At 70.7% G+C, this 12,938-nt stretch carries 14 protein-coding genes; 7 read left to right on the forward strand and 7 right to left on the reverse strand.

Translation table 11 applies throughout. The annotated features are described in order from the left end of the window. Positions 1 to 11 precede the first annotated feature (11 nt). Positions 12 to 641, reverse strand: a complete 630-nt coding sequence (locus tag ACZ7CF_RS15025) for an SCP2 sterol-binding domain-containing protein (protein ID WP_360394057.1) — start codon at positions 639 to 641, stop codon at positions 12 to 14. A gap of 101 nt (positions 642 to 742) precedes the next feature. Here ACZ7CF_RS15025 and ACZ7CF_RS15030 point away from each other — a divergent pair, with 101 nt between their 5' ends. After that, entirely contained in the window at positions 743 to 1,378 is a 636-nt protein-coding gene (locus ACZ7CF_RS15030; RefSeq protein ID WP_360394060.1) for a TetR/AcrR family transcriptional regulator, read from the forward strand. On the opposite strand, the gene ACZ7CF_RS15035 is transcribed toward ACZ7CF_RS15030, so the two are convergent. Continuing rightward, positions 1,367 to 2,128, reverse strand: a complete 762-nt coding sequence (locus ACZ7CF_RS15035; protein WP_470369991.1) for a MaoC family dehydratase — start codon at positions 2,126 to 2,128, stop codon at positions 1,367 to 1,369. The genes ACZ7CF_RS15030 and ACZ7CF_RS15035 overlap by 12 nt on opposite strands. Continuing rightward, complete coding sequence (locus ACZ7CF_RS15040; protein ID WP_470369791.1) at positions 2,128 to 3,363, reverse strand: 3-oxoacyl-ACP reductase; 1,236 nt, start codon at positions 3,361 to 3,363, stop codon at positions 2,128 to 2,130. The genes ACZ7CF_RS15035 and ACZ7CF_RS15040 overlap by 1 nt, the downstream gene beginning before the upstream one ends. 53 nt (positions 3,364 to 3,416) lie before the next feature. Here ACZ7CF_RS15040 and ACZ7CF_RS15045 point away from each other — a divergent pair, with 53 nt between their 5' ends. Both ACZ7CF_RS15045 and ACZ7CF_RS15050 read left to right on the forward strand, forming a co-directional pair. Then, complete coding sequence (locus ACZ7CF_RS15045; protein ID WP_360394064.1) at positions 3,417 to 4,622, forward strand: acetyl-CoA C-acetyltransferase; 1,206 nt, start codon at positions 3,417 to 3,419, stop codon at positions 4,620 to 4,622. Positions 4,623 to 4,680: 58 nt separating this feature from the next. Continuing rightward, positions 4,681 to 5,652 carry a serine hydrolase domain-containing protein gene (locus ACZ7CF_RS15050; protein ID WP_470369792.1) on the forward strand — a complete coding sequence of 324 codons (972 nt, stop codon included), beginning with the start codon at positions 4,681 to 4,683 and terminating at the stop codon, positions 5,650 to 5,652. 57 nt (positions 5,653 to 5,709) lie between these two features. Here the strand turns inward: ACZ7CF_RS15050 and ACZ7CF_RS15055 are convergent, their stop codons facing one another. Then, positions 5,710 to 6,318 (reverse strand): SIMPL domain-containing protein, encoded by a 609-nt coding sequence (locus tag ACZ7CF_RS15055; RefSeq protein ID WP_458429901.1) that lies wholly within the window; start codon positions 6,316 to 6,318, stop codon positions 5,710 to 5,712. A gap of 359 nt (positions 6,319 to 6,677) precedes the next feature. Between ACZ7CF_RS15055 and ACZ7CF_RS15060 the strand changes: the two genes are divergently transcribed. Next, on the forward strand, positions 6,678 to 6,824 hold the full coding sequence (locus tag ACZ7CF_RS15060) for a hypothetical protein (protein WP_167969512.1): 147 nt from the start codon (positions 6,678 to 6,680) through the stop codon (positions 6,822 to 6,824). 229 nt (positions 6,825 to 7,053) lie between these two features. Next, positions 7,054 to 7,908, forward strand: coding sequence for an NAD(P)-dependent oxidoreductase (locus tag ACZ7CF_RS15065; protein ID WP_458429902.1), 855 nt, complete (start codon positions 7,054 to 7,056; stop codon positions 7,906 to 7,908). Here the strand turns inward: ACZ7CF_RS15065 and ACZ7CF_RS15070 are convergent. Both ACZ7CF_RS15070 and ACZ7CF_RS15075 read right to left on the reverse strand, forming a co-directional pair. Beyond that, positions 7,905 to 9,041 carry an LGFP repeat-containing protein gene (locus ACZ7CF_RS15070; protein ID WP_470369793.1) on the reverse strand — a complete coding sequence of 379 codons (1,137 nt, stop codon included), beginning with the start codon at positions 9,039 to 9,041 and terminating at the stop codon, positions 7,905 to 7,907. The genes ACZ7CF_RS15065 and ACZ7CF_RS15070 overlap by 4 nt on opposite strands. Before the next feature lie 5 nt (positions 9,042 to 9,046). After that, positions 9,047 to 10,228 (reverse strand): LGFP repeat-containing protein, encoded by a 1,182-nt coding sequence (locus tag ACZ7CF_RS15075; protein WP_470369794.1) that lies wholly within the window; start codon positions 10,226 to 10,228, stop codon positions 9,047 to 9,049. 135 nt (positions 10,229 to 10,363) lie between these two features. On the opposite strand from ACZ7CF_RS15075, the gene ACZ7CF_RS15080 reads away from it, so the two are divergent. Then, on the forward strand, positions 10,364 to 11,737 hold the full coding sequence (locus ACZ7CF_RS15080; RefSeq protein WP_360394081.1) for a S28 family serine protease: 1,374 nt from the start codon (positions 10,364 to 10,366) through the stop codon (positions 11,735 to 11,737). Positions 11,738 to 11,752: 15 nt separating this feature from the next. After that, the gene (locus ACZ7CF_RS15085) at positions 11,753 to 12,097 is read left to right on the forward strand and encodes an NTP pyrophosphohydrolase (RefSeq protein ID WP_360394084.1); all 345 of its coding nucleotides are present in this window, start codon (positions 11,753 to 11,755) and stop codon (positions 12,095 to 12,097) included. A 3-nt stretch (positions 12,098 to 12,100) separates the two neighbouring features. Here the strand turns inward: ACZ7CF_RS15085 and ACZ7CF_RS15090 are convergent, their stop codons facing one another. Beyond that, the gene (locus ACZ7CF_RS15090; protein WP_360394087.1) at positions 12,101 to 12,874 is read right to left on the reverse strand and encodes an HAD family hydrolase; all 774 of its coding nucleotides are present in this window, start codon (positions 12,872 to 12,874) and stop codon (positions 12,101 to 12,103) included. Positions 12,875 to 12,938 lie beyond the last annotated feature (64 nt).

Genomic DNA, 12,938 nt, shown 5'->3' on the forward strand with positions numbered 1-12,938 from the left:
GGAGAACCTTCCTACGCCTTCGGGATGTTGAACAGGCTCATGAACCCGGCCGCGAACCCCAGGTCGCCCTTGACCTTCAGCTTGCCCGTCATGAACAGCACGGGGGCTGACGCGTTGCCGGTCGCGAGCTTCAGGAAGTCGGCCGGCGTCAAGGTCACGATGGCGCGGGCCTCGCGGGTCACGCCCTTGTTGATGGTGCACGTCGCGTCTTCGATGATGGCCTCGTAGACGTCTTCGAGCACGTGGAAGTGCACGACGGCGCGGGTGGCACCGGCCCGGTCCGCGCGGAAGTGGACCTCCATGCGGCGGAACACCTCGTCCAGCACGCGCACGCGCAGCGCCGGGTCCGCGACGACCGCCTCGATCTGGTCCTTGGAGGCGCGCGAGATGATGCGGGCGAAGTTCGACGGGTCCATCTTCGAGAGGTCGAGGTCCGCGCCGCCGTCGGCCAGGGCGCCGAGGGCGTTCAGCAGGGCGGCGAAGTCGTCCTTGCCGAGCTTCTTCGGGTCGATGCCGCGTGCGATGACGTCGATGTCGACGTCCTTCAGCGCGGGGTCGTCCGGCGAGATCTGCTGCAACGTGCTGATGAGCTCGGCGGGGCTGAGCTTCGCGATGGCCTCGGTCGTGAGGTCGTGCGTCATCGAGACACCTCCTGGTACCTACTCGCGAGTAAGACTACTGGCGAGTAGATAGAGCGGCAAGCCGATCGGATAATCTTGCACCTCCGAACCGAGGGGTAGTGATGCGCACAGAAGGTCGAGCCAAGCGCTTGCCGCGCGCCGTGCGGGAGCGGCAGATCATGGATGCCGCCGTCGACGTGTTCTCGCGGCTCGGCTTCCACGCGGCGTCGATGGACGAGATCTCCGACGTCGCGGGCATCTCCAAGCCGATGCTCTACGCCTACCTCGGGTCGAAGGAGGAGCTGTTCGCTACCTGCATCCGGCGCGAGGCCACCAGGATGATCGAGGCCATCGCGACCGGCGTCGAGCCCGACCAGGAACCGGACGTGCAGCTGTGGAGCGGGCTGCGGGCGTTCTTCGGGTTCGTCGGGGAGAACCGGGCGAGCTGGCAGGTGCTGCACCGGCAGGCGTCCTCGCAGGGCGGGCCGTTCGCGGCCGAGCTCGCGGACATGCGCGGGCGCGCGGTGTCGCTGGTCGCGGCGCTGCTCACCCAGTCGACGAAGGCGCCGGCGACCACGCTGGAGGCCGAGTCGCTGGCGGCCGCGCTCGTCGGTGCCGGCGAGTCGCTCGCGGACTGGTGGCTCGACCACCCCGAGGAACCGGCCGGCGTGGTCGCCGCCCGGCTCATGAACCTCGTGTGGATGGGCTTCGGCGACCTCGTCGACGGCAACGTCTGGCACCCGCCGTCACGTCGCTGAGCCGAGCAGGTGGGGTCCCTTGCCCCAGACGGCGAACCCCCAGCCGTTCTCGTTCTCACGCGCGGAAAACTCCACGCGGCCGGGAATCAGCAACGGCTTCTTGAACCTCACGTCCACCGTCACGGCCTCGGGCAACCGGCCTTCCAGCGCCGCGAGGCACCGCGCCTTGGTCCACATCCCGTGCGCGATCGCCCGCGGGAACCCGAACAGCTTGGCGCTCAACGGATGCAGGTGGATCGGGTTGCGGTCGCCGGACACCGCGCCGTAACGCCGCCCGATGTCCGCGGGCACCCGCCACTGCGCCGACCCGGCCGGCCGCCGCAGCTCCTCACCGGAGGACGAGCCGGAACCGGTGCGCCGCAGGTAGGTCGACACCCCTTCCCAGACACCGGACACCGCCGTCACCACGTCGAGCTGGCTGCCCTGCGGGTGCGGGCGAAGGTCGCGCGCCGACACCGTGACCTCCAGCGGTTCGTCCAGGCGCAACGGCCGCGACTGCGTGATCCGGTTCGCGACGTGCACCAGACCGGGCAGCGGGAACGGGAAACCGGCCCCCGTCATCAGCTCCAGCTGCAACGGGAAACCCAGCACGTGCGGATAGGTCAACGGCAACGCGTCGCGCAGCCCGAACCCGCACACCTCGTTGTACACCGCCAGGTGCTTGAGCGAGACGTCGTAGGTGGCCGAAACCGGTTGTGCGGCAAGGGAGTCACCGCGCCGGAACGCCGTGAGCGCCGCCTTCAGCAACATCACGCCCCCAGCAGCATCTGGCCGCACACCCGCACGACGTTCCCGTTGACACCACCGGATCCGGGCGCGGCGAACCACGCGACGGTCTCCGCGACGTCGGAGGGCAGCCCGCCCTGCGACAGGCTGTTCATCCGCCGCCCGACCTCGCGGGTCAGGAGCGGCACGGCCGCGGTCATCTTCGTCTCGATGAAACCGGGTGCGACGGCGTTGATGGTGGCGCCGCGCTCGGCGAGCACCGGTGCCAGCGACGTGACCATCCCGATCACGCCTGCCTTCGAGGTGGCGTAGTTGGTCTGCCCGACGTTGCCCGCGATCCCGGCGATCGACGACACCCCGACGATCCGCCCGCCGGTCCGCAGCACGTCGCCGTCCAGCAGGGCCGCGTTGATCCGCTCCTGGCAGGCCAGGTTGACCTCCAGCACGGCGTCCCACTTGTCGGAGTCCATGCGCGCCAACGTCTTGTCACGGGTGATGCCCGCGTTGTGCACGACGACGTCCACGCCGCCGTGCCGTTCCATCAGGTACGAGGTCAACCGAGCCGGGTCGCCGGTGATGTCGAGCTGCAACGCCGACCCGCCGACCACGTTCGCGACCCTGGACAGGTCCTCGCCGGCCGCCGGGACGTCCAGGCACACCACGTGCGCGCCGTCGCGGGCCAGCGTCGTGGCGATCGCCTCGCCGATGCCGCGCGAGGCACCCGTGACCAGCGCGACCTTGTCCTCCAGCGTGCCGGTCGACGCGGCTCCCGACACGTGGACGACCTGGCCGGACACGTACGCGGACCGCCCGGACAGCAGGAACCGCAGCGTCGACTCGGCACCGTCCTCGGCGCCGTCGGCGACGTACACCAGGTTCGCCGTGCCGCCGCGGCGCAGCTCCTTGCCGACCGAGCGCACGAACCCTTCGAGGGCCCGCTGCGCCACAGAGTCCGGCGACCGCCCGATGACGACCACCCGCCCGCACGGGCCGAGCTGCGTGATCACCGGGTGGAAGAAGTCGTGCAGCTGCCGCAGGCCGGCCACGGTCTCGATGCCGGAGGCGTCGAACACCAGCGCGCCGTAGGGCGCCGAGCCGGTTTCGAGCGTCTTGAGGAAGGGCAGCCGGGAGGTGCCACCGACCAGGACCGGTGTCGCCAGTGCGGCGTCGCGGCGGAGCGGATGCGGGTTCGGCAGGCCGAGCCTGCGCACGAGCTGGCGGCCGAGTCCCGACGAGGCGAACTTCTGGTACCTGTCCACGTCACACAACCTACTCGCTAGTAAGTCTACCCGCTAGTAGGTAGTATGGCAGCATGCGAGTAGCGATCATCGGCGGCAACCGCATCCCGTTCGCCCGCTCGAACGGCCCGTACGCCACCGCGTCGAACCAGGACATGTTCACGGCGGTGCTGGACGGCCTGGTGAGCCGCTTCGGGTTGCAGGGCGAACGCCTCGGCGAAGTGGTCGCCGGCGCCGTGCTCAAGCACTCGCGCGACTTCAACCTCGTCCGCGAGTCGGTGCTGGGCAGCAGGCTCAGCCCGCAGACACCCGCGTACGACCTCCAGCAGGCGTGCGGCACCGGCCTGCAGGCGATCATCGCGGTGGCCAACAAGATCGCGCTCGGCCAGATCGAGTCCGGCATCGCGGGCGGCGTCGACACCACCAGCGACGCGCCGATCGGCGTGAACGAGGACTTCCGCAAGCTGCTGCTGGAGTTCAACCGCACCCGCAAGGTCGGTCTGCTGGCCAAGCTGCGGCCCGGCCACGTCGTCCCGCACCTGCCGCGCAACGGCGAACCGCGCACCGGCAGGTCGATGGGCGAGCACGCCGCGCTGACCGCCGCCGAGTACGGCATCACCCGCGAGGACCAGGACGAGCTGACCGCGCGCAGCCACCGCAACCTCGCCCGCGCCTACGACGAGGGCTTCTTCGACGACCTCGTCACGCCCTACCTCGGCCTCACCCGCGACCAGAACCTGCGCCCGGACAGCAGCGTCGAGAAGCTCGCCAAGCTCAAGCCGGTCTTCGGCGACACCATGACCGCGGGCAACTCCACCCCGTTGTCCGACGGCGCCTCCGCGGTGCTGCTCGCCACCGAGGAGTGGGCGGCGGCCCGCAACCTCCCGGTGCTCGCGTACCTGACGTTCGCCGAGACCGCCGCCGTCGACCACGTGCACGGCGGCGAAGGCCTGCTCATGGCCCCGGTGCACGCCGCACCGCGGATGCTCGACAAGGCGGGGCTCAAGCTGCAGGAGTTCGACTTCTACGAGGTGCACGAGGCGTTCGCGTCCCAGGTCCTCGCGACGCTGAAGGCCTGGGAGACCGACCTCGGCGAGATCGACCGCGCCAAGCTCAACGTCAACGGCTCGTCGCTCGCCGCGGGGCACCCGTTCGCGGCGACCGGTGCGCGGATCGTGGCGACGCTCGCGAAGCTGTTGCACCAGAAGGGCAGCGGGCGCGGGTTCGTGTCGATCTGCGCGGCCGGCGGCCAGGGGATCACGGCGATCCTGGAGCGATGAGTTCCGCGCGGTCCCGAGGTCAGCACATCCGACCCGTTCACGGAGAAGGATGACGACCATGACCTTGCAGGACGTGCTGGAGAAGCACCGCGGGACCACCCCGAACGCCGTGGCGCTCGTCGCCCGCGGTGACGACGTGGAGGTCGCGGCGGTCGGCGGCGAGACCCGCGACTCGGCGTTCGCGGTCGCGTCGGTGACCAAGCCGGTCGTCGCGTACGCCGCGCAGCTGCTGGTGAACGACGGCCGGATCGCGCCGGACGACCCGGTCGCGCGGTGGCTGCCGGAGCTGGCCGAGCCGAAGGTCGTCCGCACGCCGCAGGGGCCTGCCGACGACGTGGTGCCCGCGACGACGCCGATCACCGTCCGGCACCTGCTGACCTCGCGGTCCGGCTGGGGCTTCACGGCGGACTTCTCGTTGCCCGCCACGCGGGTGCTGTTCGAGAAGGCGCACCTGCACGGCGTGCCGGAGCTGCCCACGCCGGACGAGTGGTTGCCGCGCCTCGCCGAGGTGCCGCTGCTGCACCAGCCGGGCGCGGGGTGGACCTACAACACCTCCTACGACGTGCTCGGCGTGCTGGTCCACCGCGTCACCGGCTCGTTGCCCGACTTCCTGGCCGAACGCGTCTTCGCGCCGTTCGGCATGACCGCCACGGGCTTCGTGAGCCCCGTCTTCCCGTCCGGCGCCGGTGGCCTGAGCTCCACGGCGGACGACCTGCTGGCGTTCGGCCGCGGTCTGCTCGCGAGCGACCTGCTGCCGGTGCTCGCGACCGACACGACCTCGGCGGCCGAGCGGGCGGCCGCGCGGATCTTCCTGGAGGGGCAGGGCTGGGGCTGCGGCGGCAGCGTCGACGTAGCGGACGTCGACCCGTGGAACGTCCCCGGCCGCTACGGCTGGGTCGGCGGGTCGGGCACTGCGCTGCACGTCGTCCCGGCGCAGCGGAAGGTGACCGTGCTGCTCACGCGCACGGCCATGACGAGTCCCGAGCCGGCGCCGGTCATGCGCGACTTCTGGGAACTCGCTGCCGGATAGCACCCTCCGTCGCGCACACCTGCCCACGGCTGCCCTGGAGCGCTGGGCGGGCCGGAGCTAGTCGAGCAACGCCCAGGCCGCGGTGCAGGTCGCGGTGACCGTGATCTGCTGCGCCTTGAGGTTCAGCTGGTCGACCATTCCGGCCGGCCCGGCCATTTCGAACGACGCGCTGCGCATCATCTTCGGCGAGTAGCCGCCGCCGTCCGTGTCGCCGATGCGCAACAACGGCCCGAGCCGCCGCCCCAGCGCGTTCGCGTAGCCCTCGGCGCGGCGCAACGCGTCGGCCACGGCCTCCTTCTGCGCCTCGCGGACCGCCTCGGTGTCGTCGACGAGCGTCCACGACGGTCCGTTGACCCACGACGGCTCGGCCTGCACCAGCTCGGCGAGCAGGCCGTCGAGCTTGTCGAGGTCGGACACCCAGATCACGTACTGCTGGGTGGCGCGGCTGCCGATGCGCTGGTTGTTGTCCCAGTTGTCGTGCACGGACAGCTGGCGCGACCGCACCTCGAAGTCCGCCAGCAGCGGTTCCACGGCGGAAATGCGCTGGTTGAGCGTGCTCACCGCCTCGGACCGTTCGGCGCCGAGCGCCTCGAACGTCACGTCCACCTGGGCGCGGTCGGCGGTCCGCTCGACCTCGCCGGTCCCCTTCGTCACCACTTCAGCCACACCACCCACCCAACCGCCACCCCACTCCATCCGCAACCACTACCCCCTCCAGCTCTCCCTCCAGCACCCCCAATCCTCACTTCGCGAGTGCACGCGGGGAGCTTTCGTACCCTCCTAGGGCACGCGGGGTCCCCGCGTGCCCCTTGGAGCGGGCCTGGAGCGGGCCGCCGGGCCGTACGTCGGCCGGTCTCTGCCTGGGCGTGAGGGATGACCGGTGTTGTCCGGTCGTTCACGTTGTCCACCGGCGATTCATCGGCGTGTGCCCCACCTCACCGGATAATCGCGTGCTTTCGACGGGCTCAGGGTGCATACTTGAGTCACCAGCCCAACAGATCTCCGAGAGGGAAGTGCAGACCGAGATGAACTTCGCAGCGAAGCTCCGCGCCCGTCGTGCCGAGGCGCGCAACCGGAAGGCCGTGGCTCGCGCGATCGACATGGCCACCACCCCGGCCATGCGTCACGAGCTGATGGCCATCGCCCAGGCTCAGGTCACCACCCTGCGCTGACACTCGAGAACCCGGCACTCGCACGGCGCCCCGGCGCGAGTGCCTCCCCAACGGGAACCCCTGGAGCACCTCCCGCGCTCCAGGGGTTTCATTCTGTTAAACGTGATCCACGCCACAGTATGCTGGCCGTGTAACAGAGCGCATCGGTCCGCCGATGTCACGGATGACCTCGCGGTGCTGTCGGACCCCCGACCTGGCAGCACCGCGAGGTTTCTTGTTTGCTGGGGGCATGAAGATCGCCGTGCTCGGCACCGGCCTCATGGGTGCCCCGATCGCAGCCAACCTCGCCGCCGCCGGACACGACGTCCGGGTCTGGAACCGCACCCGCGCCAAGGCCGAACCGCTGGCCGCGCAGGGCGTCACCGTCGTGGACACGCCCGCGGGGGCCGTCGACGGCGTCGAGGTCGTGCTGACGATGCTCAACGACGGCCCCGCCGTCACCACGACCATGCAGGACGCGGCCCCCTCGCTGCCGCACGACGCGGTGTGGGTCCAGGCCTCCACGGTCGGCATCGAGTCGACCGAGGACCACATCGCGCTCGCCCGGTCGCTCGGGCTGGAGTTCGTGGACGCCCCGGTCCTCGGCAGCACCAAACCGGCCCAGGACGGCACCCTCGTCGTGCTCGCCGCGGGTGTCGAGGAGCTGCGCGAACGGGTGCAGCCGGTGTTCGACGTGATCGGCGCCCGCACGATGTGGGTCGGTGAGGCGGGTGCGGCGACGCGGTTGAAGCTCGTCGCGAACAGCTGGGTCCTCTCGCTGACCGCCGCGGTCGGCGAGGCCGTGGCGCTGGCCGAGTCCTCCGGTCTCGACCCGAGGCTGTTCCTGGAGGCCGTCTCCGGTGGCCCGCTGGACTGCGCGTACCTGCAGACGAAGGGCAACGCGATCATCGAACGCTCCTTCCCGCCGGCGTTCACCGTGCAGAACGCCCTCAAGGACGCGCTGCTCGTGAACGAGGCAGCCACGCGGGCCGGGGTGCAGCTGGACGTGGCGCAGGCCTCGGGCGCCCGCCTGAACCGCGCGGTCACCCGAGGCCACGGCGACGAGGACCTGGCCGCCGCCTACTACGCCAGCTTCAAGAACTAGTTCCGCACCGACCAGGCACCCTTGGCGGGCGTCCAGTAGAAGGTCGAGCCCTCGAAGACCTGCATCCGGCCGCCTGCCTCGCCGGCCCAGTCCTTCTCGGCCTCCCTCGGGTAGCCGTGGGTGTGCTCGTCCCCGGTGCTCATGAACTTCGAGAGGATGTCGCCGTACACCGGGTACGCGCTGGTGCGTGCGCTCCAGTACCAGATGCCGTTCTGGAACTTCTGGTAGCGACCGCCGTTCGCCCCCGGCGCCTCCTCCATGAGGGGATAGCCCCACCGGTGCTCGTCACCGGCGTTCATGAAGTTGGTCAGGATCTCGCCGTAGACGGGGAACGCCCCGGTGGCCGCTGTCCAGTAGAAGTGCGCCACCTGGAACTGCTGCCATCGGCCGCCGTGCGCGCCCGGTGACTCGTCGTTGACCGGGTAGCCCCAGCGGTGCTCGTCACCGGTGTCCATGAACCTGGTGAGGATGTCGCCGTACACGGGGTGGGCGTTGAGCGCGGGCGTCCAGTAGATGTTGCCGCGCTGGAAGCCCTGCCACCGGCCGCCGGGAGCGCCGTCCTGCTCGTTGTTCACAGGCGCGCCGACGACGCTGTTCTCCGCGCCCATCGCACGCCACTTGACGCCGATGTCGCCACCGACCGCGATCCTGACCTCGTCGAGCATCTGCCGCGCCTTGGCCTCGGCCTGGTCGTAGCGGGCGGGGCAGCACGAGCGCTGCACCTTGTCCGCGAGCAGACCCGCGGTGAGGTTCGGGTACTTCGGTTCCACCCGCTGCGCCTCGGCGAAGAAGCGGTCGGCGGCGTACGCGACGTTCATGATCTGCTCCGGCGTGCCCCAGCCCTGCGAAGGCCGTTGCTGGAACACGCCGAGCGAGTCGCGGTCGCCGCAGCCCAGGTTGTTCATGTGCGACTCGACCCAGCCCGCCTCGAACCCGGCGAGCATCACCTTCGCCGACACCCCGCGGCGGACGCCGACGTCGTGCACGGTCCGGGTGACGTTGATGTCGCGGTTGGCCGGCACCGCGCACGCCGCCTGCATCTCGGCGTTGGAGATGTGCGCGGGTTCGGCCTGGGCGACGCCCGCCAGCGAGAGCAGGGACAGCGTTGCGAGAGCGAGAACTGCCTTCCTCATCGCCGTCACCCGTTCCGGACGGACCAGGCGCCCTTGGCGGGGGTCCAGTAGAAGGTGGAGTTCTCGAACGTCTGCATGCGGCCGCCCGTCTCGCCGGCCCAGTCCTTCTCGGCCTCCTTCGGGTAGCCGTGGGTGTGCTCGTCGCCGGTCGACAGGAACTTGGTCAGGATGTCGCCGTAGACGGGGTACGCGCTGGTGCGCGCGCTCCAGTACCAGATGCCGTTCTGGAACTTCTGGTAGCGACCGCCGTTGGCGCCGGCCGCCTCCTCCATGAGCGGGTAACCCCAGCGGTGCTCGTCGCCCGCGTTCATGAAGTTGGTCAGGATCTCGCCGTACACCGGGAAAGCGCCGGTCGCCGCGGTCCAGTAGAAGTGCGCGGTCTGGAACTGCTGCCACCGGCCGCCGTGAGCGCCGGGCGACTCGTCGTTGACCGGGTAGCCCCAGCGGTGCTCGTCACCGGTGTCCATGAACCTGGTCAGGATGTCGCCGTAGACCGGGTGGGCGTTGAGCGCAGGGGTCCAGTAGATGTTGCCGTGCTGGAAGCCCTGCCAGCGACCGCCGGGAGCGCCGTCCTGCTCGTTGTTGACCGGGGCGCCCACGACGCTGTTCTCCGCGCCCATCGCACGCCACTTCGTGCCGATGTCGCCGGCGACGTTGTACGAGACGATGTTGTTGTAGCGGATCGGCGTGTACTTGGCGGCCGTCGCGGCCGACCAGTTGCGCTCCACCGTGGGCGAGCCGTTCGGACCGGCCTGCTCGCGCACCCGCGGCATCGTCCGCGCGGCGTCGGCCCAGCCGATGAACAACGCGGTGTGCTGGCCCGGCCAGTTCAGCGCGTCACCCGGCTGCAGGTCTGCCCGGTTGATCGTGTGCGACACCTGGTGCAGCGTCGACGTGGTGTAGGAGTGGGCCAGCCCCCAGATCATCGACAGGTAGCCGCTGCAGTCGGTGCGGTACGAGCCGAACTGGTTGTTGTGGCAGGCGCTCTGGCTGTACGGCACCCGCGCCTGGAGCCACGTCGTCGACCTGGCCAGCGCCTCGTCCCTCGCGGTCTGCTTGCCCGCGGGGTAGTTGCCGCAGTTGAACATCACGCCGATCTCGTCGGCGGTGGCCACGTTCGCGTTCGCCGTCCCCATGACGAGCGCGACGGCCACGGCTGTCGTGCCGAGCAGTTCTCGAACCTTCATGTCAGTCCCCCTCTTCGAACGTGGACCCAGGTTCGGGGGCCGGTCTGCAAGGCGTCTCCAAGTCCGCTGCAAGCCACCTGCAGTCCCGCCGATCGGCCGGTCCGCCGCCCGCCCGCCGCTGGCTAGCGTCGGAGCGTGAACAGACTCGTACGCTCCCTGCTGGCGTTCGGCCTGGTATCAGCGCAGGTCACGGCCACAGCGGCGGTCGCGACCGCCGCCACCGACATCAAGGACCGCATCGCAGCCATCCCCGGTGTGCGGATCATCAGCGAGGGCACGTCCGGCACCGCCAGGACGTTCGTGCTCGGCATCCAGCAGCCCGCGGACCACCGCAAGCCGCGCGGCCAGCGGTTCGAGCAGCGGTTCTCGTTGCTGCACAAGGACGTCTCCCGCCCGATGGTGCTGCACACCACGGGTTACAACCTGCCCGGCACGATCGGCGCCTCCGAACCGGCCCGGCTCGTCGACGGCAACCAGCTCAGCGTCGAACAGCGGTTCTTCGCGCCCTCGCGCCCGTCACCGGCCGACTGGGACGACCTGACCATCTGGCAGGCGGCCAACGACCACCACCGGATCGTCACGGCGTTCAAGGAGCTCTACGGGGCGAAGTGGCTGTCGACCGGTGCCAGCAAGGGCGGCATGACGTCGATCTACCACCGGCGGTTCTTCCCGCGCGACGTCGACGCCACCATCGCCTACGTCACGCCGAACGACGTGGTGAACGACCGCGACACCTACGGCGAGTTCATCCGCGAGGTCGGCACCGACCCGTCCTGCAACCGCCGGCTCGAAGGCGTGCAGCGGCAGCTGTTGCAGCACCGCGACGAGATCGTGGCCAGGCTGACCGCGCGGGGCTACACGTTCCAGCAGTTCGGCGGCGGGCACCGGGCGCTGGAGGTGCTGGTGCTCGACACGCCCTTCACGTTCTGGCAGTACGGCACCCAGGAGCAGTGCGCGCTGGTTCCGGGCGCCGGTGCGTCCGTGGACGACCTCTGGACGTTCATCGACAAGACCGTCGGCTGGGACTTCTACAACGACGCGGGCGTCGCGCCCTACGCGGCGTACTACTACCAGGCTGGCACGCAGCTCGGCTGGCCGGAGGCGGACGAGTCGGCGGTGGCGGACCTGCTGCGCCACCCCGGCGTCTCGGTGCCGCGCACGATGGTGTCCCCCGACATCAGGTTCCCGCGCTTCGACCGGCACGCCATGAAGGACGTCGACCGCTGGGTGCGCCACCAGGGCAACCGCCTGCTGTTCGTGTACGGGCAGAACGACCCGTGGAGCGCGGAACCGTTCCGGCTCGGGCCCGGCACCCGTGACTCGCTGTCGTTCGAGGTGCCCGCCGGCAACCACGGCGCGAACATCGCGAAGCTGCCGGAGGACCGGCGCGCGGCGGCCACGGCGGCGGTGCTGCGGTGGGCCGGCGTGTCCTCCCCGGTCTCGGCCGCGCTGTCCGACACCGGCCCCGACCCGGACTCGCTGGACGCGCTGCGGGCCCGCCGCGGCTGAGGCAGGCTGACGGGCGTGAAGCCGTTGCTCGTGGTCGACGCCGCCAACGTCGTGGGTTCGGTGCCCGACGGGTGGTGGCGCGACCGCGCGGGCGCGGCCGAACGCCTGCGCGACGCGCTGCGCGGCCGGGACGAGGAGGTCGTCCTGGTCGTGGAAGGCAAGGCGCGCACCGTGTCCAGCGTCGACGACGTGCGGGTCGTCGCCGCGGAGCACTCCGGTGACGACACCGTCGTCGAGGTCGTGCGCACCGAGGGCGCCGGCCGCGCGGTGACGGTCGTGACCGCCGACCGCGAGCTGCGGCGGCGGGTGGCGGAGCTCGGTGCCGAGGTGGCCGGACCCACCTCGGTGCCGCGCCGTTAGGCCCTAGAGGCGGAAGAGCCGTTCGAGGACCTGCGCCACGCCGTCCTCCGTGTTCGGCGGCGCGTGGTTCGCACAGGCCTGCTTCACGAGCGGGTGCGCGTTGCCCATCGCGTAGGCCGTGCCCGCCCAGCCGAGCACCGACAGGTCGTTGGGCATGTCCCCGAATGCGACGACCTCGTGCTGACCGATGCCGCGCGTCGCGCAGAGGGCTTCGAGCGTGGCGGCCTTCGACACCCCCGGCGGGCTGATCTCCAGCAGCCCGAGCCCGCCCGAGTGCGTGACCGAGACGTGCTGGCCGACCGCCTCCCTGGCGATCTCCATCATGTGGTCGGACTCGCTGTCCGGCGCCCACGCGAGCATCTGCACCACCTGGTGCGCCTCGTCGAGGACGTGGTCGAGCAGCTCCAGCGTCCGGTGCGGGTTGTTGGCGCTGAACCCGCGGAAAGCGGGCTCGCACAACACCTCCAGGCCGGTCTCGACCGCGATGCCGACGTTCGGGATGACGTTCGCGAGCGCCTCCGACACCGTCCGCACGACGTCCAGCGGCACCGTCTGCGCGTGCGTGACGCTCTGGCCGGCCAGGTCGTAGACGATCGCCCCGTTGGAGCAGACCGCGGTCCCGGTGAACCCGAGGTCCGCCACGAACCGCGGCGGCCGGGCGGTCACCACGACGACGTCCGCGTCGACGGCCTCCAGCGTGGCGCGCGTGCGGTCGCTGAGCACACCGCCCGGCTGCAGCAGGGTGCCGTCGAGGTCGGTGGCGATCAGCCTGATCATCGGCCGATTATCGGGCACCGGCCGCGCGTGCGGGACGGGTTTTCCCGTCGCACGGGCGGGCGTG

It is taken from the genome of Lentzea sp. NPDC036955 (assembly GCF_055608005.1).